General features: G+C 63.6%; 21 protein-coding genes. 6 read left to right on the top strand and 15 right to left on the bottom strand.

Features of this window, described 5'->3' with window-relative positions:
• Nucleotides 1-10 precede the first annotated feature (10 nt).
• From QTH97_RS29830 to QTH97_RS29820, 3 genes are all read right to left on the bottom strand, one after another.
• Nucleotides 11-976, bottom strand: a complete 966-nt coding sequence (locus QTH97_RS29830) for a Bug family tripartite tricarboxylate transporter substrate binding protein (RefSeq protein WP_444813490.1) — start codon at nucleotides 974-976, stop codon at nucleotides 11-13.
• A gap of 205 nt (nucleotides 977-1,181) precedes the next feature.
• Nucleotides 1,182-2,063: a GntR family transcriptional regulator gene (locus QTH97_RS29825; RefSeq protein ID WP_286572199.1), complete on the bottom strand. Its 882-nt coding sequence runs from the start codon at nucleotides 2,061-2,063 to the stop codon at nucleotides 1,182-1,184.
• An 88-nt stretch (nucleotides 2,064-2,151) separates the two neighbouring features.
• A complete protein-coding gene (locus tag QTH97_RS29820) occupies nucleotides 2,152-3,135 on the bottom strand; it encodes a Bug family tripartite tricarboxylate transporter substrate binding protein (RefSeq protein WP_286572198.1) in 984 nt (327 codons plus the stop codon).
• A gap of 195 nt (nucleotides 3,136-3,330) precedes the next feature.
• Here QTH97_RS29820 and QTH97_RS29815 point away from each other — a divergent pair, with 195 nt between their 5' ends.
• From QTH97_RS29815 to QTH97_RS29800, 4 genes are all read left to right on the top strand, one after another.
• The gene (locus QTH97_RS29815) at nucleotides 3,331-4,317 is read left to right on the top strand and encodes a lactonase family protein (RefSeq protein ID WP_286572197.1); all 987 of its coding nucleotides are present in this window, start codon (nucleotides 3,331-3,333) and stop codon (nucleotides 4,315-4,317) included.
• Nucleotides 4,314-5,510 (top strand): 2-methylaconitate cis-trans isomerase PrpF, encoded by a 1,197-nt coding sequence (gene prpF / locus QTH97_RS29810; protein WP_286572230.1) that lies wholly within the window; start codon nucleotides 4,314-4,316, stop codon nucleotides 5,508-5,510. The genes QTH97_RS29815 and prpF overlap by 4 nt, the downstream gene beginning before the upstream one ends.
• Entirely contained in the window at nucleotides 5,491-6,246 is a 756-nt protein-coding gene (locus QTH97_RS29805) for an ABC transporter substrate-binding protein (RefSeq protein WP_286572196.1), read from the top strand. The genes prpF and QTH97_RS29805 overlap by 20 nt, the downstream gene beginning before the upstream one ends.
• A gap of 114 nt (nucleotides 6,247-6,360) precedes the next feature.
• Nucleotides 6,361-7,254, top strand: coding sequence for an alpha/beta fold hydrolase (locus QTH97_RS29800; protein WP_286572195.1), 894 nt, complete (start codon nucleotides 6,361-6,363; stop codon nucleotides 7,252-7,254).
• A gap of 298 nt (nucleotides 7,255-7,552) precedes the next feature.
• Here QTH97_RS29800 and QTH97_RS29795 read toward each other — a convergent pair whose 3' ends face one another.
• From QTH97_RS29795 to QTH97_RS29780, 4 genes are all read right to left on the bottom strand, one after another.
• Nucleotides 7,553-9,037: an FAD-binding oxidoreductase gene (locus tag QTH97_RS29795; RefSeq protein ID WP_286572194.1), complete on the bottom strand. Its 1,485-nt coding sequence runs from the start codon at nucleotides 9,035-9,037 to the stop codon at nucleotides 7,553-7,555.
• Between the two features lie 48 nt (nucleotides 9,038-9,085).
• Entirely contained in the window at nucleotides 9,086-10,009 is a 924-nt protein-coding gene (locus QTH97_RS29790; RefSeq protein ID WP_286572193.1) for a LysR family transcriptional regulator, read from the bottom strand.
• A gap of 92 nt (nucleotides 10,010-10,101) precedes the next feature.
• On the bottom strand, nucleotides 10,102-11,583 hold the full coding sequence (locus QTH97_RS29785) for a sulfatase family protein (RefSeq protein ID WP_286572192.1): 1,482 nt from the start codon (nucleotides 11,581-11,583) through the stop codon (nucleotides 10,102-10,104).
• 34 nt (nucleotides 11,584-11,617) lie between these two features.
• A complete protein-coding gene (locus QTH97_RS29780; protein ID WP_286572191.1) occupies nucleotides 11,618-12,589 on the bottom strand; it encodes a Bug family tripartite tricarboxylate transporter substrate binding protein in 972 nt (323 codons plus the stop codon).
• 174 nt (nucleotides 12,590-12,763) lie between these two features.
• Here QTH97_RS29780 and QTH97_RS29775 point away from each other — a divergent pair, with 174 nt between their 5' ends.
• On the top strand, nucleotides 12,764-13,078 hold the full coding sequence (locus QTH97_RS29775) for a LysR substrate-binding domain-containing protein (RefSeq protein ID WP_286572190.1): 315 nt from the start codon (nucleotides 12,764-12,766) through the stop codon (nucleotides 13,076-13,078).
• A 21-nt stretch (nucleotides 13,079-13,099) separates the two neighbouring features.
• Here QTH97_RS29775 and QTH97_RS29770 read toward each other — a convergent pair whose 3' ends face one another.
• The 8 genes from QTH97_RS29770 to QTH97_RS29735 all read right to left on the bottom strand — a co-directional run bounded on the left by QTH97_RS29770 (nucleotide 13,100) and on the right by QTH97_RS29735 (nucleotide 21,385).
• Nucleotides 13,100-14,137 carry an L-idonate 5-dehydrogenase gene (locus tag QTH97_RS29770; protein ID WP_286572189.1) on the bottom strand — a complete coding sequence of 346 codons (1,038 nt, stop codon included), beginning with the start codon at nucleotides 14,135-14,137 and terminating at the stop codon, nucleotides 13,100-13,102.
• Nucleotides 14,138-14,146: 9 nt separating this feature from the next.
• The gene (locus QTH97_RS29765; RefSeq protein ID WP_286572188.1) at nucleotides 14,147-15,427 is read right to left on the bottom strand and encodes a TRAP transporter large permease; all 1,281 of its coding nucleotides are present in this window, start codon (nucleotides 15,425-15,427) and stop codon (nucleotides 14,147-14,149) included.
• The gene (locus QTH97_RS29760) at nucleotides 15,424-16,011 is read right to left on the bottom strand and encodes a TRAP transporter small permease (RefSeq protein ID WP_286572187.1); all 588 of its coding nucleotides are present in this window, start codon (nucleotides 16,009-16,011) and stop codon (nucleotides 15,424-15,426) included. Before QTH97_RS29760 ends, QTH97_RS29765 begins: the two co-directional genes overlap by 4 nt.
• A 92-nt stretch (nucleotides 16,012-16,103) precedes the next feature.
• Entirely contained in the window at nucleotides 16,104-17,132 is a 1,029-nt protein-coding gene (locus QTH97_RS29755) for a TRAP transporter substrate-binding protein (protein ID WP_286572186.1), read from the bottom strand.
• 52 nt (nucleotides 17,133-17,184) lie between these two features.
• Complete coding sequence (dgoD, locus tag QTH97_RS29750) at nucleotides 17,185-18,333, bottom strand: galactonate dehydratase (protein WP_286572185.1); 1,149 nt, start codon at nucleotides 18,331-18,333, stop codon at nucleotides 17,185-17,187.
• A 10-nt stretch (nucleotides 18,334-18,343) separates the two neighbouring features.
• A complete protein-coding gene (locus QTH97_RS29745) occupies nucleotides 18,344-19,591 on the bottom strand; it encodes an enolase C-terminal domain-like protein (RefSeq protein WP_286572184.1) in 1,248 nt (415 codons plus the stop codon).
• Nucleotides 19,592-19,598: 7 nt separating this feature from the next.
• Nucleotides 19,599-20,567, bottom strand: coding sequence for a tripartite tricarboxylate transporter substrate binding protein (locus QTH97_RS29740; RefSeq protein WP_286572183.1), 969 nt, complete (start codon nucleotides 20,565-20,567; stop codon nucleotides 19,599-19,601).
• Between the two features lie 47 nt (nucleotides 20,568-20,614).
• On the bottom strand, nucleotides 20,615-21,385 hold the full coding sequence (locus QTH97_RS29735; RefSeq protein ID WP_286572182.1) for an SDR family oxidoreductase: 771 nt from the start codon (nucleotides 21,383-21,385) through the stop codon (nucleotides 20,615-20,617).
• A gap of 312 nt (nucleotides 21,386-21,697) precedes the next feature.
• Between QTH97_RS29735 and QTH97_RS29730 the strand changes: the two genes are divergently transcribed.
• On the top strand, nucleotides 21,698-22,429 hold the full coding sequence (locus QTH97_RS29730) for a GntR family transcriptional regulator (RefSeq protein WP_286572181.1): 732 nt from the start codon (nucleotides 21,698-21,700) through the stop codon (nucleotides 22,427-22,429).
• The last annotated feature ends 55 nt before the right edge of the window (nucleotides 22,430-22,484 follow it).

Genomic DNA, 22,484 nt, shown 5'->3' with positions numbered 1-22,484 from the left:
TTGTTGTGGATCAGATGAGGCCGACATTGGTCATGACCGTGCGCAGGCGCGAGTGCTCGTCATCCACGAACTTCGAGAATTCGTCGCCGGTGATCACACTGGGCGACCAGGCGTTGGTCTTCACCGCGTCCTGCCAGCTCTTTGTCTTGGTGGCAGCGATGACGGCATCGGTGAGTTCTTTGCGCTGAGCCGCGGTCAAGTTGGCTGCGCCGTAGACACCGCGCCAATTTCCGATCTGCATGTCGTAGCCCGCCTCCTTCAGGGTGGGTGCATCCACACCAGCCATGCGTGTTGGCGAGCCGACGGCAAGGACTCGGAACTGGCCGGATTCCACATACTTGGCGAGCTCGGCGTAGCCGCCGGTGATCGCGGTGACATGGCCACCAAGCGTTGCAGAGACCACCTCTCCGCCACCACCGAACGGCACGTAGTTGACCTTGGCTGCCGGCACTCCGGCTTTCCCAGCGAGTTCGGCGGTACCGATGTGATCGACGGATCCCTTCGAACCGCCGCCCCACTTGACGCTGGCCGGGTTCTTCTTGAACTCGGTCATCAGGTCATCAATGGTCTTGTGCGGGGAATCCTTTCGGACCGCGATGATGTTGTATTCGGTGAAGAGGCGCGCGACGGGCGTCACGTTCGCGAGGGTGATCTGCGGCTTGTTCTGCACGATGCCCGTCACCATGATGGCGCCCATGACGCATAGCGCGTTCACGTCGCCCTTGGAACCGTTGGCGAACTGGGCCAGGCCGATCGTGCCGCCAGCGCCGTTCTTGTTGTCGTACATCGCGCTCTTGGCGACGCCAGCTTCCTGCAATGCCTTACCAAGGGTGCGGGCGGTCTGGTCGTAGCCGCCTCCCGGCGAACCCGGGGCCATGAAGCGCACTGTTTCCAGCGCCTGCGCCGACACAGTCCCTGCGAGCGCCGCAACCAACGCAGTAGCACGCAACAGCTTTTGGACCGAACTTCTCATGATGTCTCCTTCGTGGGGTGGTGGTTTGTGCCAAAGCGAATCTGAAAGAACGTCGTCTGGCTTGGTTTGTATGTTCTAATCACTTTAACCAATCGTGGGCGCGGGTTTACCCTGCAGCACGTTACGGGACGTAAGGTCGCGGGCGCGCACTGCCGCCGTTCAGGCGATCGTCGCCTGAGGATGTTTCTGGGAACGAGGGGGGCCGCCCTCAGGCGGCTTGGGAGAAGACTTCGGCGTCCCGCATCTTGTTGCGTCGCGCGCCGTTCAGGTGCGCCCGCATCAAGTTGGCAGCTTGCATGAAGTCCTGCTTCTCGATCGCATCGAGGATCGCGAGATGTTCAGCCGCCTGGGTGTGCCGCGGACCTCGCTTGGAGGCCTGGCGGTATTCCACGAGCCGCCGCAGTTGGTTGATGCGGCGCACGGATTGCAGGACAAAGCGGTTGTTGCCCCATTTCGCAAGGGTCTCGTGGAAGTGACTGTTCGACTCGAAGAGTTCGATGGGGGTCATGGTCTGGAACCCCCCGTCCACGATGCGTTGTTGCTCCCGACGTAGCTGTTTGAGCTCTGCAGGCACGAACATGAACGATGGGCCGAGGATGGCTCCCGGCTCGATGGACTGTCGGAAGAGGTAGCTCTCCTCGTAGGCATCCGGCGAATCGATCATCGACAGGAAGCGCCACCCATGTCCCATGCTCTGCTCGATCCAACCCTCTTCGGAAATGCGAGAGAGGACCTTGCGCAGGGTGCTGCGGGCCACCCCATAGCGGCGCATCAAGTCGGCTTCGGTCAGTTCATCAGGGAGGCGGTTCGATTGCCGGTCATCCGCGATTCGCAGGTACAACGGATCGTCGGTGGAGAGAAGGTCCGAAACGGAACCGTCCCAGTCCTTCGCGTCCATGCTCAAAAAGAACCCGCGGTTGGCGTCCTGCTGCAGGACTCCGAGGTGCGCAAGATGCCGCAGGGCCGCCTGGATCGGGGAGCGAGACGTTCCGATGTGCTGGGCCAGATGGATCTCCGGTAGGTGATCTCCTGCGAGGCGGTTGTCCCGACGCACCAATGCGACGATCTCCCTCGCCACCCGCTGCTGCAAGGAGGTCAGTTCCTGGGCCGAAGCCGTTTCATTTTCCGAAGCCATCTCTCGTAGTCTAGAGGCAGCGACAGGTCCGGTGCATAGGAGTTCAGTCAATCTTCATGCCGAACTGCTTGATCATCTTTGACCAGCGTTCGCCTTCACGCGAGATCAACTCCCCGAACTCCTTCGGCCCCGCACCAACCGGCTCGGTCATGCCGGCCGACAGCCGCTCCGCGACGCCCTTGTCCTTCAATGCCGCTGCGGCCGCCGAATGAACTTTCTGGATGGCGGCCTCGGGCGTTCCTTTTGGCACCGCCAGGCCCATCCAGGACACAAACTCATAGCCGGTCACTCCACTTTCGGCCACCGTCGGTACATCCGGCAACGTCTTCGAGCGCTTCTTGCCGGTGACGGCGAGCGCCTTTAGTTTGCCGGCTTTGATGTGGGGCAACGCCGCCAGCGGAAAAGCCACCACCGCGCTGATCTCTCCGCCCAGCAGCGCAATGATGGCGGGGCCGCCACCCTTGTAGGGCACGTGCGTGATGTCGACCTTGGCCATCGCCTTGAGCATTTCGCCAGCCAGGTGATTGGCACTCCCATTGCCGGCCGTTCCGTAGGTGTACTTGCCAGACTCCTTCCGAGCCAGATCGAGGAATTCCTTGAGGTTGTTGGCTGGCACGGAGGGGTGCGCGACGATGACCAGGTCGATGGACGTCAACCAGGTGACGGGAGCGAAGTTCTCTACCTTGAAGCCGGGATTGGGATAGAGCGTTGGGTTCAGCGCCATGGTCCCCTGATTCACGAATGTGACCGTATAGCCGTCCGGGGGCGCTTTCGCGCCCACCGCTGTCCCGATGTTTCCACCGGCGCCGCCGCGGTTATCGATCACCACCGGCTGGCCGAGCACTTCCTGCATCTTGGTCTGGAGGCTGCGGCACACCACGTCTGCATCCCCACCCGCAGGCTGAGGAACGATCAGGGTGATCGGCTTCGACGGAAATTTGTCTTGGGCGAAGGTCAGACGGCTAACCGCGCTGATGAGAAGGGCGACCGCACTGGCCTGCAAAAGGGAACGGCGAGAAATGGGCATGGGGTTGTCTCCAGATGAATTGAAAGGGGATGCGTCGAAAATTGCGTACTGTCGAAAGTGATCATATAATTCAATCTAACAAACGGTCAAGAGATGGAGACAAACCCCCGCTCAAGCAAACCCGATCGCGCCTTTCGCGCTTTCATCGGCTGCCGAACCACGACTGCCCGACAAGCGAGAGGTCGCGGCATTGGCGTGTTCGACGTGACGGCCGCTGGGACGTGGACCCATCTGCACACCGTGGCTGCTGGCGAGAATCCTTCGTACCTGCTGATCGACGAGTTCCGGCAAGCCCTGCACTGCGTGCACGGCGATGGATCAGCGCTGAGCACTTTTCGTATCGAGACCAGCGGTGAGCTCGCCCCTCTTGGTTCACGCCCCACTCAGGGGACCAATCCGGTCCATCTCGCACTCAGCGCCAGCCGTCGCTGGCTCCTGGTTGCGAATTACGCCTCGGGCAACCTGGTGTCGCTACCCGTGAACGACGATGGCTCGCTGGGGAACGCGGCGCACGTGCTGGCCCTGCCAAACCGTCCTGGTCCTCATAGAACCCAGCAGCGCGGTGCGCATCCTCATCAGGTTCTGCTGGATCCTTCAGGCCATTGGCTTCTCGTTCCAGACAAAGGCGGCGATGCGGTGCACACCGTGGCCATCGACGAGCACTGTGGCGAATTGCGCTTGGTGTCAACGTTCAGTACCGCGCCTATGAGCGGGCCGAGGCACATGGCCTTCAGTGCGGACGGAAGCCGCGCCTGGCTTGTGCTGGAGCTTTCCAGCCAGGTGCTTGCTGTGCGCTTCGATGCGACGAGCGGATCATTGCGTGCCGTCCAGCGAACAAGCAGCGTTCCCGATTGGTTCACCGGAGAGAACACTGGCGCTGGCATTGCACTCTCCCCGGACGAAAGTTTTTTGTACGTCACGAATCGAGGGCACGGGAGCGCTGTGCGATTCGACATTGACCGCGAAAGAGGCACCCTCTCGTCGCCTGCCTGGACCAACGTTCAGGGCGAGGTCCCTCGCTTCATCACCATCCTTCCCGAGTGCGATTCAGTCGTTGTTGCGAACGAAGACGCCGACTCGATCGTCCACGTCGACGCGGGAAATTTGAAGGCCACGCAACTGGCCACCACCGGCAGTCCCGTCTGCATAGCGTTCACCTCTCATCCCAAAGGAACTCCATGAGCACGAAATCTTCCCAAATTGGTATCCGCGCTACGCACATGCGCGGTGGTACGAGCAAGGGCGTCTTCTTCGCCCTCGACGATCTGCCGGTAGCCGCGCGCGAGCCCGGCAATGTCCGCGATGCATTGATGCTGCGAGTGACTGGCAGTCCCGACCCGTACGGCAAGCAAATTGACGGCATGGGCGGCGCTACCTCCAGCACCAGCAAAGTAGTGATCGTCGGACCCAGCACGCGCGACGACTGTGATGTCGACTATCTGTTTGGCGCAGTCGCCATCGAGTCGCCTGTCGTGGACTGGAGCGGCAACTGCGGCAACCTCACATCCGCCGTTGGTCCGTTTGCGATAGAACGCGGATTGGTGAAAGCGCCGAGCGATGGCATCGCCACGGTCCGCATCTGGCAGGCCAACATCCAGAAGAAGATCGTTGCCCACGTCCCGATGCGCGGCGGCGAAGTCCTGGAGACCGGGGACTTCGAACTCGACGGCGTGACTTTCCCCGCAGCCGAGATCAAGCTCGAGTTCCTCGATCCGGGAGCGGATGAGGACGGCGAAGGCGGGTCCATGTTTCCGAGCGGTCGCATGATCGACGTCATCGATGTGCCCGGCATCGGCGTTGTTGAAGCCACCCTCATCAACGCTGGCAATCCCACCATCTTCGTCGATGCGGCGACCTTGGGACTTAAGGGAGCCGAGCTTCAGCCTGAGTTCAACTCGGATGCCGCGCTGCTCGCGCGCTGCGAAGCCATCCGCGCCCACGCAACCGTTGCGATGGGTCTTGCGAAGACCGCAGCCGAAGCCACCGAGAAGCGCCCCCATACACCGAAGCTAGCGTTTGTCGCGTCGCCAACGGAATATGTCGCGTCAAGTGGCAAGCAGATCCGACCTGAAGACATGAGCCTGTCTGCCCGCATCCTCTCGATGGGCAAGCTGCACCACGCAATGACCGGCACCGGCGCCGTCGCGATCGCAGTGGCAGCCGCGATCCCAGGCACGCTGGTGTCGCGCGTCCTCGGCGGTGGCCGGCACGACGAGATCCGGTTTGGTCACCCATCCGGAACCATGACCGTGGGTGCGAATGCTTCAGAAAGCGACGGGACCTGGACGGTCAACACGGCGCTCATGAGCCGAAGCGCTCGTCGCCTGATGGAGGGTCAAGTGTTCGTGCCCTTCGATGCATCGCTCGCCAATTGAGGAAGTGCCCGTGAGCTACTCCCCCCATGACGTCGAAGCCCTGGCGCCAAAAGGCGTGCTTCGGGCAACGATCAACCTCGGCAATCCCATCCTCGCTCGACAGAACGAAGGTCAGGGGCCGACTGGCGTCTCCGTAGATCTCGCCCGCGCGCTTGCCTGCCAGCTGGGAGTGCCACTTGAGCTCATCGTCTTGGACGGCGCCGGCAAGGCGGTAGACGCCGTTGCGAGCGAACAGGCAGATGTCGGTTTTTTTGCGATCGATCCGATTCGTGGAAAGGGCATTGAGTTCACACCGCCGTACGTTCTCATTGAAGGTTGCTACTTGGTCCGCAATGCGTCGCCGATCCGAGCCAGTGCGGAAGTGGACCGCCCGGGCGTTCGCGTCGGCGTCGGTAAAGGAAGCGCTTACGACCTATTCCTGACGCGTTCCCTTCACGAAGCCGAGATCGTCCGCGCGCCGACCTCGCCCGCTGTCGTCGACACGTTCATCCATGCCAATTTGGAAGTAGCGGCCGGCGTAAAGCAGCAGTTGGAAGCCGATGCGCTGCGGATTGGAGGGTTGCGACTGTTGCCGGAGCGCTTCATGGTCATCGAGCAAGCGATGGGATCGGCCAAAGGCCGTGGCTCGCTCGCCTCCTTTTTGCTCGCAGGTTTTATTGCGCATGCGAAGGCATCAGGCTTCGTCCATGAAGCATTGAAACGAAACGGCGTCGAAGGCGCCGCGGTGGCCCCTTAAGTCAAGCACTCACAACGCAACAGATCAGTTCCACTCGAACACGGCTGCGCTCAAGGCTAAGCTTAAGTTCTGAAGACCAAGTCTCATCGGAAAAACCAACGACAAGGAGACTCGATGACCTACGTCATGAACAAGGGATGCGCAATCCACTACGAGACAAGAGGCCCCCTGGAAGGCCAGCCCATCGTGCTGATCGCCGGGATGGGCGAGCAGATCGGCAGCGTGGAATACCCGGATGAGCAATGCGAGCAATTTGTTCGCGCGGGGTATCGCGTGATCCTCATGGACAATCGGGACTGCGGTCTCTCGGTTCCGATGCCAGACTATCCGTGCGTCGACGTCCTGGCGACGCTGGCTGCCGCGCGGGCAGGCGTGCCTGTGTCCTGCCCCTACACCCTGCCAGACATGGCCGACGACGTCGCTGCCGTTCTGGATGACTTGAAGGTTGAGCGTGTCGATGTCGCTGGTGCATCGCTCGGCGGGTTTGTTGCTCGTTGGGTGGCCCTCCGGCATCCCAAGCGCGTGCGAAGCCTCACGGTCGTGATGAGCGGAAGCGGGGGCCAAGTTGAAGATCGGCAGGCAGGAAAGGAGCGGCTTGGCGCATTGCTGCAGATGACCGTGCGCCGAGACCGCAGTGCTGCCATCGAGCAGGGCGTAGCCGACTGGCGGTGGATGTGGGCAGACCGGTTCTACTTCGACGAAGCGTGGGTTCGCGCGCGCATCGCCTACGCGTTCGACCGCTCGTATCGCCCCGAGGGCATGGGCCGTGCGATCTTGGCCGTGGGAGTGTCGCCGGACCTGTTTGAAGCGCAGAAGGCAATTACCTGCCCCACCTTGATCATTCATGGAAGCGCCGACCCGGTGTTTGCTCCGGAGCAGGCTCGACACATGCAACAACAGATCAGGAACTCCGAGCTATGGCTGGTCGAGGACATGGGACATTCCATGCCCAGAGAGATCTGGCCAGAGATGGTTCGACGCATTGCCGAACTCGGAGTATCAACATGACCACCGCCAGTGCTGCCGCGCAAGACTTGGCCAGCATCTAGTCTGCGGGCGGACGCCTAGGTCGTGCGGAGACAACGATACCCTGGGCTGCGACCAGGTTCGCCGTGTAGACCCTAGGTAAGGCTGCATCGCAGCGATAGCAGCCGATGGCGAGGGCAGGACGGAACCGCTGCATCGTGCCCAACTCGGTCCTTCGCATGTGAGGGACGAATGACTGCAACTGTCTTTTAGCTGAAGCGCGACGTTGACTTTCTGCGTGCATCAGGCAGTGCGCAACGGCGAGATTTATCCTTCGGCATCATTCGTCAACTTCCGGGAAGACGCGTCCCACATTGAGGATGCCACGGGGATCTAGCATCGACTTGATGGCTCGCATCAGGTCCAGCTCTTCCTTGGAACGACTGAAGTGCAGGAAATCCTTCTTCACCACCCCGATGCCGTGCTCCGCCGAGATCGATCCACCCGCGCGCCCGGTCGCGGCGTAGACCACCCTTTCAACTTCGTGCAGGCTCGTGGGTGATTCGTGCGGGCCCGAAAGCACATGCAGGTTTCCGTCGCCGATGTGCCCGAAGAAAAGGTGCCGCTGATTCGGAAAGAGGCGTTCGAGTTCGGCGCCCACGGATTCGACGAAAGCGTCCATGGCAGGCATCGGGATGCCCACGTCGAATGCGGCGAAAGGCTTGAGCCGCCCCAGCAGCTCGCCGATGGATTCACGATAGGCCCACAGGCGCTTTGCATCGTCCAGCGATTTCGCAATGATCACGTCGGCCACGACGCCTGATTCCAGCGCGGCCTCCAGGTTCGTCTCCAAGGCGGTTTGCTCGGCATGCTCGTCCGTGCCAAGCGTCTCCAGCAGTACATAGACCGGATGTGCGTCATCAAAGGGCAAGCGCAGCCCACAGACTTCCGCGCCGGTTTCCAGGTAGTCGGCCCACATCACTTCGAAGGCCGAAAGGCTCGGCAGCGAGCGTCGCAGGTCGCGAACGAGCCGCGTGGCCGCGTCGAAAGACGGCAGTGCGCACAGTGCGGTAGTGGAGGCGGTTGGCAGCGGCGACAACTTCAGCACCAGCCGGGTGATGACCCCGAGCGTGCCTTCGGCGCCGATGAACAGATGCTTGAGATCGATGCCGGTGGTGTTCTTGGTGACGCGATTGAGCATGGTGAGCAGTCGGCCGTCCGGCAACGCCACTTCCAGACCCAGGACCAGTTCGCGCATGGTGCCAAAGCGGATCACGCGGTTGCCACCGGCGTTGGTGGCCGCGTTCCCGCCGACCTGGCAAGAGCCGCGTGCGCCCAGGTCGAGCGGAAAGTACCAGCCGGCGGCTTCCACGTGGTTGGCCAGTTCTTCCAGGATGGCGCCGGCCTGGACCAGCACGGTGCCGCCCACGGTGTCCAGATCCTCGATGGCATTCAGCCGGGCGAGCGACAGGACGATTTCCGAGGTCATCGGCGTCGCGCCGCCGGCCAGGCCGGTGAGGCCTCCCTGCACGACCAGGCGCTGGCCATGCTCCGAACAGATCTTCAGCACGGCCGCCACCTCGTTCGGCGTGCGCGGATACGCCACAAGCCCCGGGGTGGTGCGTGGGGCCTCGCTCCAGTCGCCGGCGTGCGCCTGCGCCGTCGCAGGATCTCGAACGTTCTGACCGGGCGCCAGCGCCGAATTCAGCGCGCCTTCAATGTGGTCCAGATTCGCAGTGCCACGAACGACGTCCAGCATGGTGTCTCCTTCAAGTCGATGCCGCCACGGGTGTGGCCGGGTAATACGGAGACTGTAGTGACGCAACACCGGCGCGAGAAATACTGATTGGGTCGCGCTGCCATGAGGGAAAGCTTATGTGAGCAGCCGGGCCTTGAGCGTGCCGTCGTTCACCATGGCCTTGACCAGATCGAGCAGCCCCTGGCGCACCGCTTCACCCGCTGGCGTCAACGGATGGTCGATCAGGGAGACGATCGATTGCGTGCGCTCCATTGCCGGCTCGACGATGTCCCGCGCGACCACCTCCTCCTGGTCGGCCAGGGGAAAGGCATTGCGTGGCATGACGGCAAAAGCCATACCTTCGCGGACCATGGCGCGCAAGAGCTCCGAGTTGTTGATTTCGTAGCGCACGTTGAGCACGCAGTTTTGTGCAAGAGCCGTCCGCTCCATCAGCTTTCGCATGTCGTGGTCACGGTCCGGCGCCACCAGCGGCCGGTCGCCGATGTCGCGAAAGGCAATGGTGGCCGCGCGCCCCTTCAAGAGCTTGCGATGACCGAAAAGGCAGAAGCGCTCCTCGAAGACCGCGACAGTCTGAAGTCGGGTGAGCTCAAAGGCTGTGGGCAGCAACGCCAGCTCCACCCGGCGCGCCTCCACCAGTGCCTGGGCCTCGCGCGACATGCCCGTGCTGAGCTGCAGCTGCACCTCCGGCACGCGCTCCTCCAGGAGCTTGAACAGTGGAATCGCCAGCAACGGCGCCACCGAGCCTACGATGCACAGGTTGACAACGCCGCGTGGCGAGGTAGAAGCATCGCGCACGTCATCGCGCAGGCGATCCATTTGGCGCAGGATGGCGGCTGCGCGGTCCAGGAGGCGCTGCCCTTCAACGGTCAGTTGGACACCACGCGCATGGCGTTTGAGCAGGGAGACTCCCAGTTCTTCCTCCATGGCCGCGAGATGGTGGCTCAGCGCGGGCTGGGCGATGTGCAGCGTGCTTGCGGCCGTCGTGATGCTGCCTGTGCGTGCGATCTCGATGAAGTACTTGAGCTGACGGGGCGTCATGCGCGCACTCTAGCGGAGTCGGGCGGCGCACGGAGGGCCCCAAACCCCGTCCACATCGCGCGTCCTGAGCGTCACATCAACGCGTTCGCCCTTCAGGCTGCCTTGGCCGCCAGTGGCGGGGTCGATTTACTCGGAGTCCCCTTCGGCACCGGGGTGGCACCCCCTGCGCCCATCGTTGCCGCCGCCTGAACGCCGCCCAGTCGCTCGATCATGGCGCGCTGGTCGCTCTTGGCCAAGGCATCGACGGCCTCGGGATCGCAGATGCACCGCAACTCGGCTTCCATCTCCGCTACCACTGCGGCATGGCGCGGGTCGCTGGCCAGATCGCACAGCTCTTCGGGGTCGGCGTCCAGGTCGAACAGCTCGGGGCGGAATCGCACGTAGTAGTGAAACTTCCAGCGGCCTTTGCGGACCATGAAGCCGGCGGTGTTGCTGCCCGCTGCGTGGTATTCGCTGAACACGACGCGCTCCGGCCGGTCGGTCGCGGCTGCCAACTCATACAGCGACTGGCCTGGGCGATCGGCCATGTCGGGCGCAGGGTCGAGGCCAACGCCCTGCAAGATGGTCGGATATAGGTCGAGCAGGTCCACCGGCGTCCGGCACACGCCGGGCTCGATGCCAGGGCCCGCCACGATCATCGGCACGCAGACGCTTTCCTGGTAAAGGGTGGATTTTCCCCATAGCCCCCGCGTCCCGAGGTTGTCGCCATGGTCCGAGGTGTAGACAACCGTCGTCTCGCCTTCGAGTCCTGCGTCGCGCAGCGCCAGCGTGATCTGGCCGACGTTGTAATCCAGAAAGCTGCACAGGCCGTAGTAGGCGGCGAAGGCCTCCAGGCGCTCCTGAGGGCTCTTGAACTGCTCCTCGTTCTTCATGAAGTCGGCATAGGCCTGCACCCACGGATGGCGCTCGTAACCGTCGCTCGGGTGCAGCTTGGGCGTAGGCAAGCCCTCCAGCGGATAGAGCGAGAAGAATTCCTGCGGTGCAATCAGCGGGAAGTGCGGAGCAACAAGCCCGACGTACAGGACGAACGACTCGTCGACTCGTGTCCCTGCGTCGCGGATCCAGTCCACCGCGCGCGCCGTGACTTCGCGGTCGTAGTCGGTATAGGGAGACTCGCCGGCCCCGACGCGCTCGCCGAGCATGCGCTTATCCGAAGGGCTGGACACGTACGGATCTCGGATCGACGCCCACACCATGCCGTGCCCGCCGACCACGTGCATGGGAATGTGCTCTTTGTCGAAGCCCGCCGGGTCTTCCTCGGCACGGTAGTGCAACTTGCCGATGCTCTCGACGCGAATGCCTTCGCGCTGCAGCACGTGTCCCCAGCCGCGCGGGTCGCCAACGTAGGGCATCGCGTTGTCCCAGTGGCGGGTCTGATGGACACGCAGGCCAGTGGCGAAGGCGGCGCGGGCGGGCACGCAGATGGGGCTCGGCGTGTACGCGTTGGCGAAGCGCGTGCCGCGGGCCGCAAGGGCGTCCAGGTTCGGGGTCTTCGCGATGGGGTGGCCAGCGCATCTCATGATGCGGGGATCATGTTCGTCCGACATGATCACGATGACGTTGCGACGGGGCATAGGTCCTCTTGCGTTCGATGTTGCAGTGGCAGGCTCAGTCTTCCGGCGTGTAGCCTGCCGCCTTCGCGACGGCGCTCCAGCGGGCGTATTCCTCACGCAGTTGTTTGTCCAGCGCTTCGGGCGTCGACGCCTTGGGCAGGTATTCCTGCTTCTGCAGCAGGGAAGCGACCTTCTCGGACTTCACCGCCTGGGTGATGCTTTGGTTCAGCCGTGCGATCACCGGCGCCGGCGTGCCGCTGTGCGCGAAGAAGGCGAAGGTCTCGGTCACCCCCAGGTCGGGGTAGCCGAGCGACTTGAAAGTCGGCACACCCGGCAGTGCGGCAAGCTGTGTTTCATCGGAGATCGCCAGGATGCGCAGCTTGCCGCTGCGATGCATCGGCAGCAGATTCGGGAGCGTGGTGATGACGGCCGGCAGCGTGCCACCGATGGCATCGGTCACCGCGGCGGAGCCACCCTTGTAGGCCACGTGGGTCAGCGGAAGCTTGGCGCTCTTGGCCAGCAGCTGCCCGATGAAGTGCATGGCGGTGCCGGCGCCCGGCGTGCCATACGCGGCCAGCGCGTTGTCCTTGCGCGCCATGTCCAGGAATTCGCCCAGCGTCTTCGCAGGACTGTTGGCGCCCACCGCCAGTGCAAAGCTCATGGTGCAGGCAGTGCCCACGCCGGCAAACTGCTTAAGTGGGTCATAACGCAAGGACTTGAAGACGTGCGGGTAGAGGGTCAGGTTGCCCATGGGCGTCAGGAGGAGCGTCGTGCCGTCGGCAGGCGCGGCAACCAATGCCTCGGTGGCTAGACGGCCGGCGGCGCCGGCCTTGTTCTCCACGATCGTGGTGTACCCGCTGTCGCGCATGCCTTCGGCCACGATGCGCGCCACGTTGTCCGCGGCGCCACCTGCCGCATAGCCCACCAGGACACGCAGTGTCTTGTCTTGGGCCAGTGCGAAACCAGAATTCAGCGCAACCGCCGAAATGCCCAGGTATCCGGCGAACTGCCGGCGGCTCATGTTCATGCTTGTCTCCTTTGGAGGAATGTCGTGCCATCGAGAGGCACCCTGAGTATCGAGAGATGCCAGTTACAGGAGAAATACCGTTTGAACGCGAGAGCCATGCAGATTTCCTAATGGCTGCCTCACGGGTCGGCACATGTGGACTACGCCTCGACGCAGGTCCCCGGCTTGCACGCCATGGTGATGCTGGTTTTCCAGCAAGCCGGGCTGACACCGCGCATTTCGCAGGAAGCGACCCAGGTGCAAACCGTGATCAGCCTGGTCCAAAGCGGCATGGGGGTGGCGCTGGTTCCCTCGGTCAGTGCGCGATTGGCAGCGCGCGACGTGGTGTTCCGGCCGGTTTCGGGGCTCCCGGCATCAGCAGGCATTTCATTGGCGATGGCCACGCGCGACGACACGCACAATCCGGCGGTGCTTCGGTTTCGGGAACTGGCATTGCGTCAAGCCTCGCGAATGCGAAGTGCGCCGTCCAACCCGCGGGCGGCGGGTTGATTGGTCGAGCTACCTTGCCCCTCAATCGAAACTCAACAGCACCTTCATCGCCTGCGAGCGGTCCGCAGCCAGCGCAAAGGCGCGGGCCGAGTCGCGGTAGGAAACGGTGGCCGAAATCAGCGGCTTCACGTCGACCAGGCGCTTGTTGAGCAGCTCCACCGCCGTAGCAAATTCCTGGTGGAAGCGGAACACGCCACGCAGGTCAAACTCCTTGGCCACGATGGCATTGATCGGCAGCGTCATCTCGCCCCCCGACAGGCCCAGCTGCACGATGATGCCGCGCGGTCGCAGCACCTCGAAGGCGCCGCGCAATGCGCGCTCGTTGCCGCTGGCTTCGAACAGCACGTCGAACTGACCCTTGTCCACCGCAAATCGCGCCAAGCCATCCGGTTCTTCGGCAATGTTGACGACCTCGTCGGCGCCGACCTTAAGCGCCTTACTCAAGGGATGAGCGCCCATGTCGGTCGCCACGATATGCCCCGCGCCGGCGCGCCGCGCCGCGATGATGGCGAGCGCGCCGATCGGCCCGCAGCCGGTGACCAGCACCTTCTTGCCCAGTAGCGGCCCGGCACGGTTGATTCCGTGCAGCGCCACCGACAGCGGCTCGGCCATCGCGCCTTCCTGGTCGGTGAGGTGGTCGGCCAGCCGGTGCGCCTGGTAGGCGTCCACCACTATCTGTTGGCGGAAAGCACCCTGCACGTGCGGGTTCCGCATGGCGCTGCCGTAGTAGCGCATGTCCAGGCAATGGTTCTGCAGACCTTCCTGGCAGAAGCGGCACAGGCCACAGGGCCGGCTGGGGCTCACCGCGATGCGCTCGCCGGGCGCATAGGCCGTCACGCCTTCGCCCACGGCTTCGATGACGCCGGCCACCTCGTGGCCAAGCACCATCGGTTGCTGGATGCGAACGGTGCCGAAGCCGCCGTGCTGGTAGTAGTGCAAGTCGGATCCGCAGATGCCGCCACAGCGCACGCGCACGCGCAACTGTCCGGGGCCGAGTTCGTCCGTGGGAAATTCCTCAACGCGCAGGTCGCCGGGGGCGTGGATTACAAGGGCTTCCATCTCAACTCCTCATCGGGTCATCATTCGAAGCGGCCACATCACGATCTCCGGGAACACCACAAGCAGCAGCATTACCAACGTCTGCGCGATCATGAAGGGCATCACGCCCTTGATCGCGCCGCTCATCGGGATCTTGGCGATCCCGCACACCACGTTCAGCACCGTCCCCACCGGCGGCGTCACCAGGCCGATGGCGTTGTTCATGATGAACAGCACGCCGAAATACACCGGGTCGATGCCGGCCTGCTTGAGCACCGGCATCAGCACCGGCGTCATGATCAGCACCGTGGGCGTGAAGTCCAGCGCGGTGCCCACCAGCAGCACCAGCATCATCAGCGCGAAGGTGAGCAGCATCTTGTTGCCCATGAGCGGCTCGACCAGGTCGGCCAGTTGCTGCGGGATGTTCGCGGTGGTGATCAGCCAGGCCGAAACGCCCGCGGCCGACACCAGGAACATGATCACCGCTGTGGTCTCGGCCGCCCGGTAGAACAGGTGGAAGAGCTGGCTTGGCTTGATCTCGCGATATACCACCAGCCCGACGATGAGCGAGTACACGGCCGCGATCACCGCCGCCTCGGTCGGCGTGAACCAGCCGAGCTTGAGGCCGCCGACGATGACGATCGGCAGCACCAGCGCCCACAAGGATTCGCGCGTGGCGGTGCGCCGCTCAGCCATGCTTCGCTTGGGTTCGCCCTTGACCTTGTCGCGCTGGATCGACCAGCGCCACGCCACCATGATCGCCAGGCCCATCATCACGCCCGGCACGATGCCGGCAATGAAGAGCTTGGTGATCGACACCCCGCCTGTCACGCCGTACAGGATCATGCCGATCGAGGGCGGGATCACCGGCGCGATGATGCCGCCGCAGGCTATCAGGCCGCAGGAGCGGTTCACGTCGTAGCCGGCGTTGCGCATCATCGGCACCAGCACCGCGGCGAGCGCGGCCGTGTCGGCCACCGCCGAGCCGGAGAGCGAGGCCATGATGACGGCCGCTACCACCGCCACGTAGCCCAGGCCGCCGCGGATGTGACCGACCCAGGACATCGCCATCGTGATGATGCGGCGCGTCATGCCACCGGCGTTCATGAACTCGCCGGCCAGCATGAAGAAGGGCACCGCCAGCAGCGGAAAGCTGTTGGCGCCGTCCCACATGTTCTGGATCACGATCTGAGGATCGGTGACGCCCAGGTAGAACATCATCGAGAGGCCACATCCGATCAGGGCGAAAGCGACCGGCATGCCCAGCGCCATGAGGGCCAGTAGGGATCCAACGAAAACGAAGATGGTCATGGCTTGCGCCCTCCTTCGATACGGGCGCGTTGTTCTTCCATCTCGTGCTCGGTCTCGAGTGCCTCGGCCATGCCCTCTTCGTGCACGTCGATCAGCTCGTCGTCAGACACCTTTCCGGCGAACAGGCGGACGAGATTGGACAGGCAGATCAGGCCGATCGCCGTGCCGGTGAGGTAGCTCACGCCGAACACCCACAGCGTGCTGATCTGGGCCACCGGCGAGGCGGTCTCCTTGATGATGTCGTGCTGCAACCAGGTGCCGTAGACGATGTAGATGCAGCACACCAGCATGATTGCCTGGCTGATGCCCCAGCACACGCGCCGGCCGAACACCGGCAGCGCCTGCACCAGCATGTCCACCCCCAGGTGCGCCCGGCGCCGCATGCCGACGATCGCCCCCAGGAAGGTCATCCACACGAAGGCGTAGCGCGGTATCTCTTCTGACAGGTCGATGCCGGTGTTGAAGAACAGCCGGAGCACGACATTGCCGAACACCATCACGAGCATCACGATCATGCATAGGACCATGACGACCTCCAGCGCGCGCGTCAGTGCGTCTGCCAAGGCTTTAAGGGGCTTAGTCATAGGAATCCCGATGGGGTGGGTGAGAACGGGTGGCCGGCCGGCGAGGCAGTCGCAGCCGCCGGCAATATGCAGGCGCGTATCAGGCGGCCGGACTACTTGCTCGCCGTGCGCGCCTTGGCAATCTCGTCGTAGAAGCCCTTGACGAACTCGTCGCCGATGATGGGCGAGAACTTCGCGACCACCGGCTTGACCTTGTCCTGGATGCGCGCGAGTTCAGCCGGGCTCACTGTGTTGACCGTCACGCCGTCAGCCTTGAACTTGGCTATGACGTCTGCGTTGCCCTGGTCCAGCAACTGGCGCTGGTAGAGGCCGGCTTCGACGGCAGCCTTCTGCACGCCGGCCTTGTCGGCGGGCGAGAGGGTTTCCCAGAACTTCTTGGACGCCACCAGCGCCGACGGCGTGTAGACGTGGTTGGTCACCGAGATGTACTTCTGCACTTCCTGCATCTTGTTGGCGTACATGTGCAGCAGCGGGTTCTCCTGGCCGTCGAGCGCCTTGATTTCAAGGGCCGGGAAGACCTCGGCAAAGGCCATCGGCACGGCGTTGGCGCCAATGGTCTTCCAGGTGTCCAGTGCGACGGGGTTGGCCATCACGCGGATCTTCAGGCCGTTGACGTCTTCCAGCTTGGCGACGCTGTGCTTGCTGTTGGACAGGTTGCGAAAACCCATGCCGGTCCAGGTCAGGCCCACCAGCCCGGTCGGTTCGAGCTTCTGGAAGATCTTCTTGGACGAAGCGCCGTCGAGCAGCGCGTACACCTCGCGTTCGTTCTGGAACATGAAGGGCAAGTCCCAGATTTGCACTTCCTTGACACGTGTGGACAGCGGCGCGAGCGTGCCGATGTAGAACTCCTGCGTGCCGGCCTGTACCGCCTGCAGTTCCTTCTCGTCACTGCCCAGTACGCCGCTGGAGTAAGTCTGGATCTTGACGTTGCCATTGGTGTAGGTACTCGCGAGTTCGGCGAACTTCTTCATCGCGACCGATTGCGGATGGCTGTCGGGCATGGCCTGGCCGAGCTTGGCCTTGACCTCGGCGAAGGCGCCGGTGGCACCCATCGCCAATGCAGCGACGGCGGTGATGGCGAGGCGGCGCACGGCCTTGAAAGAATTGCGTTGGATATTCATGGTGTGTCTCGGCTTGGGTTGGGTGGTGTTTCAGGTTGGGGGCGAAGAGGGCTCACCACTCGGCGACGCTGCCATCGGCGTGGCGCCAGACCGGGTTGTGCCAATCGGGCGGGTTCTGGCTGGCGTGGATCACCCGCTCCTCGTCGATCTCCACGCCCAACCCCGGCTTGGGAAGTGCGCGGATGTGGCCTTCGTCGATGCGGAAGTCGTCCTTGTTGATGACGTAGTCCAGCAGTTCGGCGCCGCGGTTGTAGTGGATGCCCATGCTCTGTTCCTGCAGCACCGCGTTGTGCGCGACGAAGTCGATCTGCAGGCAGGCGGCGAGGGCGACCGGGCCGAGTGGGCAGTGCGGTGCAAACGCCACGTCGTAGGCTTCCGCCATCGAAGCGATCTTGTGGCACTCCGTGATGCCGCCGGCGTGCGAGAGATCGGGCTGCAGGATGGCAATGCCGCCTTCCTGCAGCACGCGCTTGAACTCGAAGCGCGAATACATGCGCTCGCCGGCCGCCAAGGGGATAGAAGTTGCGGCCGCGAGGCGGGGGTAGTGCTCGGCCTGTTCGGCCAGCACCGGCTCTTCTACAAAGAGCGGCCGATAGGGCTCCAGAGCTGCGAGCAAAGTCTTGGCCATCGGCGCGGACACGCGACCATGGAAATCCAGGCCGAAGCTCACGCTCATGCCGAGTGCATCGCGCACAGCGGCAATCTTTGCCACGGCTTCATCGACCGCACGCGGCGAGTCGAGCAAGCCCATCTCTTCACAGCCATTGAGCTTGAAGGTGTCGATGCCGCCTTCGAACAGGCGCTGCATGTCGTTGACGATGTCGCCCGGGCGGTCGCCGCCGACCCAGCTGTAGACCTTCATTCGGTCGCGCACCTTGCCGCCGAGCAGCTCGTACACCGGTACGCCCAGCGCCTTGCCCTTGATGTCCCACAGCGCCTGGTCGATCCCTGCGATGGCGCTCATCAGGATGGCACCACCGCGGTAGAAGTTGCTGCGGTACATGGTCTGCCACAGGTCGTTGATGCGCTGCGGGTCCTTGCCGATCAGCGTCTCGCCAAACTCCTGAACTGCCGTCTCGACGGTGCGCGCACGGCCTTCGATGACGGGTTCGCCCCAGCCGGTGATGCCCTCGTCGGTTTCGATCTTGAGGAACATCCAGCGCGGCGCGACGCGGTAGGTGGTCAGGCGGGTGATCTTCATGGGCGTGCCTTCAGGGCGTTTGCAGCGTGCCGTCCGCGAGGCGCGTCTGGGTCCACTTCGTCACGGCGTTCTCGCAGGGGTACTTCGCGGCAGCACGTTCGTCGATGTCGACCCCCAAGCCCGGCTTGTCGTTGGCATACACGTAGCCTTGGCGGAATTCAGGCAGGCCAGGGAATACCTCGAGCAGTGCATCGCGCGGGCCTTTGAGGTCCTGGATGACGAAGTTGGGCGGCTCGGTGCCCGACCACTCCTGCACGCCGAAATTGCGCGCCGCCAGGTCGATGTGGATGTTGGCCGCATGCGCCATCGGCGACATGTCGCCGGGGCCGTGCCAGGCGGTGCGTACGCCGAACTGCTCGGCAAAGATCTGGAGCTTGCGCCCCGGCGTGATGCCGCCGATCTGGCTCAGGTGCACGCGGATGTAGTCGATCAGCTGCTCGCTGATCAGCGTCTTCCACTCGCTCGGGTTGTTGAACAGCTCGCCCTGCGCCAGCGGGATCTTCGTCTTCTCGCGCAGCTGGCGCAGCCATTTGCCCTCTTCTAGCGGAATCGCATCTTCGAGGAAGAACAGGTCGAACTGCTCCATCTCGCAGGCAAAGCGGATCGCGTCGATTGGCTGCAGGCGCTCGTGCACGTCATGGCACAGCTGCACGTCGAAGCCGACCTTGCTGCGGATGCCTTCGAAGAGCTTGAGCGTGTCGCGCATGTACTTGCGGCTGTCGAGGTAGACGCCGTCGGCCGAACCTGCTGGCGCGCTGGATGGCGCCGCCCCAAACCCACCGCCACCATAGCCGCCGCTCTGGCAGCGCACGTGCGTGATGCCCTGTGCGCGGTACTTCTCGATGTTGTCGCACAGCTCGCTCAGGTCCTTACCGTCGGCATGGCGATAGATCGGCACGCCCTCGCGCACCTTGCCGCCGAACAGCTGGTACAGCGGCATGCCGGCCATCTTGCCCTTGATGTCCCACAGGGCCATGTCGACGCCGGAGATGGCGTTGTTCTCCACGGGGCCGTTGCGCCAGTAGGCGTTCTGGTGCATCAGTTGCCAGAGTTCCTCGATCGCAGTCGCATCGCGGCCGATGAGCAGCGGGCGAATGTATTCCTCCAGCAGGCACTGCACCACGCGGTGGCGGTAGGCGAAGGTCGCGCAGCCCAGGCCGAACAGACCCGGCTGGTTGGTCTCGACCTTGACGACGATCAGGTTGATGCCTTCGGGCGCCGTCAGGATGACCTTGACGTCGGTGATGAGGGTGGCCATGACGCCCTTACTTCTGGATGGTCAGGCCGCTGAGCAACTTCTTGAAGTAGTCAGACTGGCTGTTCATGAAGGTCTTGAACTGCTCGCCGTCCATGTAGGCCGGCTGCAGGTTGGCCTTGAGCAAGGCTTCGCTGAAGGCGGGGTCTTGCGCCGTCTTGCGGGTGGCTTCGCGCAGGTAGGTCACCACTTCCGGCGGCGTGTTCAGGGGAACGCCCAGCCCGCGCCAGGTTCCGATGACGAGGTCCGTTCCCTTCTCCTTGAAGGTGGGCACCTTGTCGTAAGGCGCCGGCAGGCGGCGGTCCGCCATCGAGATCAGGACGCGCAACTTGCCCGCTGCGACGAAGGAGCCGATCTCCGCCGGGCTGACGGCGATGGCATCCACATGGCCGCCGGCCAGCGCCATCACGCTGGGCGCGGCGCCCTGGTAGGGCACATGGTTGAACTTGACGCCGGTCTTTTCCTCGACCGCCGCCGCGGCGAGGTGCCAGATTGTTCCGCTGCCCGCGTTGCCCATCGTGACGCTGCCGGGCGTCTTTTTGGCCTGGGCCAACAAGTCGTCGATGGACTGGAATGGCGAATCGGCACGCACGGCGATCAGGCCCGGGTCGCCGTTCAGGCGTGCCAGCGGGATGAAATCGTTCGTGGTGACCTTGGTCATCGCCAGGTGCGGAATGATCGCCAGTTCGGAGATCAGCACGCCGACCTTGTAGCCGTCTGGCGCCGCGCGCTGGACTTCGGTCATGCCGATGCCGCCGCTCGCACCTGGCTTGTTGCTCACCACGATGGGTTGGGTGATGTACTTCTTGGAGACTTCCGCGAAGAGGCGCGCCATGACGTCCGTGCCGCCACCGGCGGAGGAGGGCACCACCATCTCGATCGGATGGTTGGGATAGTCGGACGCGGCCGTTGCCAAAGGGGCCTGCATGACGGCCGCCGTGGTGAGGATGGCGGCAAGCGCCACGCGAAACTGCTTCATGGGAGTCTCCGTTTGTGTAGAAGATGAAATGGGCCTGGGGACGCGCTTCAGAGCACGGCCAGCATGCCGCCGTCGACATAGAGGATCTGGCCATTGACGTAGTCAGAGGCCGCGGATGCAAGGTAGATGGCCGTGCCGCCGAGTTCATCGGGCCGGCCCCAGCGGCGCGCCGGGGTGCGGGCCTTGACCCAGGCATCGAACTCGGGGTTCTGCAGCAGGGCTGTGTTCATTTCGGTCGCCATGTAGCCCGGGCCGATGGCGTTGGCCTGGATGCCGTGCTGCGCCCACTCGGCCGCCATGGCACGCGTGAGCATCTTGATGCCGCCCTTGGCCGCGGTGTATGGCGCCACGGTGGCGCGGGCGGCTTCGCTCGTCAGCGAGCCGATATTGATGACCTTGCCGCCGGACTGGCGCGAGATCATGCGACGGGCGGCTTCGCGGCCGACCAGGAAGGCGCTGGTGAGGTTGGTGCGCAGCACCTTGTCCCACTCGTCCACCGACAGATCGACCAGGAGCTTGCGAAGCTGGATGCCGGCGTTGTTGACCAGGATGTCCACCGCAATTGCGCGCGCGTCGAGTTGTTCGAAGGCTGCGCAGACGGCGGCGTCGTCGGTCACGTCGAAGGGGGCCGTCTCCACTTGGTGGCCCTTGCCGCGCAGCGATTCGGCGCTTTGCGCCAGTCGCTCCAAGTCGACGCCGTTGAGCACGATGCGTGCGCCGGCCTGTGCCAGGGCTTCGGCAATTCCGTGACCCAGTCCGCGCGAGGAACCGGTGACCAGGGCCGTGCGGCCGGAGAGGTTGAACAGTGGGTGGGACATCGGGCGTGTGTATTGGTGTGTGGTGCGTTCGTCGAAGAATACTGTGATATTTCACGATATGTTTAGGCGTTTTCCCTGACGCAAGGCGGTGAACTGATTCCAGGCGGTTTCCCCATGAATACACCTGAAACCGGCCTGAAATCAGTGAATTTCATTGCATATCACGATATGCTTGACGCCTTGAAGAGGTCGCGGCATGTCGCCGCTTCCTGCGTCGGAACCACCCTTATGGCAACGCCCAAGCGCCCTAGTGCGAAACCCCGAATTGCTGCCAGTGAAGAGCTCGCCAGTCATGAGCCCCATCGCCGCCGCATGCCGGTCAGCCTGTCGGATGCGTCCTATGAGCGCATCGAGGAATTGCTGGTGTGTTGCGAACTGAAGCCCGGCCGCTTCCTTGCAACGCACGACCTGCAGAAGTTGACGGGCTTCGGCCGCACGCCGGTGCTCCAGGCTGTCAACCGGCTGGCGGCGGACACCTTGCTCATCGTCGCGCCGCGCCATGGTGTGCAGATTGCGCCGGTCGACCTCACGCGCGACCGTGTGCTGTTGCGCTTGCGGCGTGACATGGAGCGTTTCGTGATTCGTCTGGCCACTGAGCGATCAGGTGCATCGCAGCGCAACCAGATGCTGCACCTCAAGCGCCATTTGATCGAGCGCCGCGGCGAGCTGAACCTCGACCAGTTCAACCTGGTCGATCGGCGGATCGACAAGCTCTTCATGGCGGCTGCTGGCGAGCCTTTCGTGGAAAGCACGCTGCGTCCGCTTCACACCATCTTCAGGCGATTGGGTTGGATCTATCACACCCAGACCGGACGGGGCGTGAACCTGAACGACACGGTCGACGGCCATGTTGCGGTCATCGAGGCCGTTGCCGACGGCCAAGTCGACAAGGCCATCGCAGCATCCGACCATCTCATGGACTTCGTGGAAGGCATGTTCGATGTGCTGGAACGTGAAGTCTCGCCCACGCTGCTGGATTGCAGCCTGGACATGCTGGACGACACCTTCATGGAAGGCGCGGCACTCGCACGCATCGAAGCTTGAAAAAGTTGGGCGGCGGACGGCGCGGGCCGCGATAAGCGCACCGGGCCGCCGCCGG

Origin of the sequence: Variovorax gracilis (genome assembly GCF_030317115.1) — a bacterium.
GTDB lineage: Bacteria > Pseudomonadota > Gammaproteobacteria > Burkholderiales > Burkholderiaceae_C > Variovorax > Variovorax gracilis.
The sequence above is the reverse complement of the archived record's forward strand: the minus strand, read 5'-3'. Positions and strand labels throughout refer to the sequence as shown.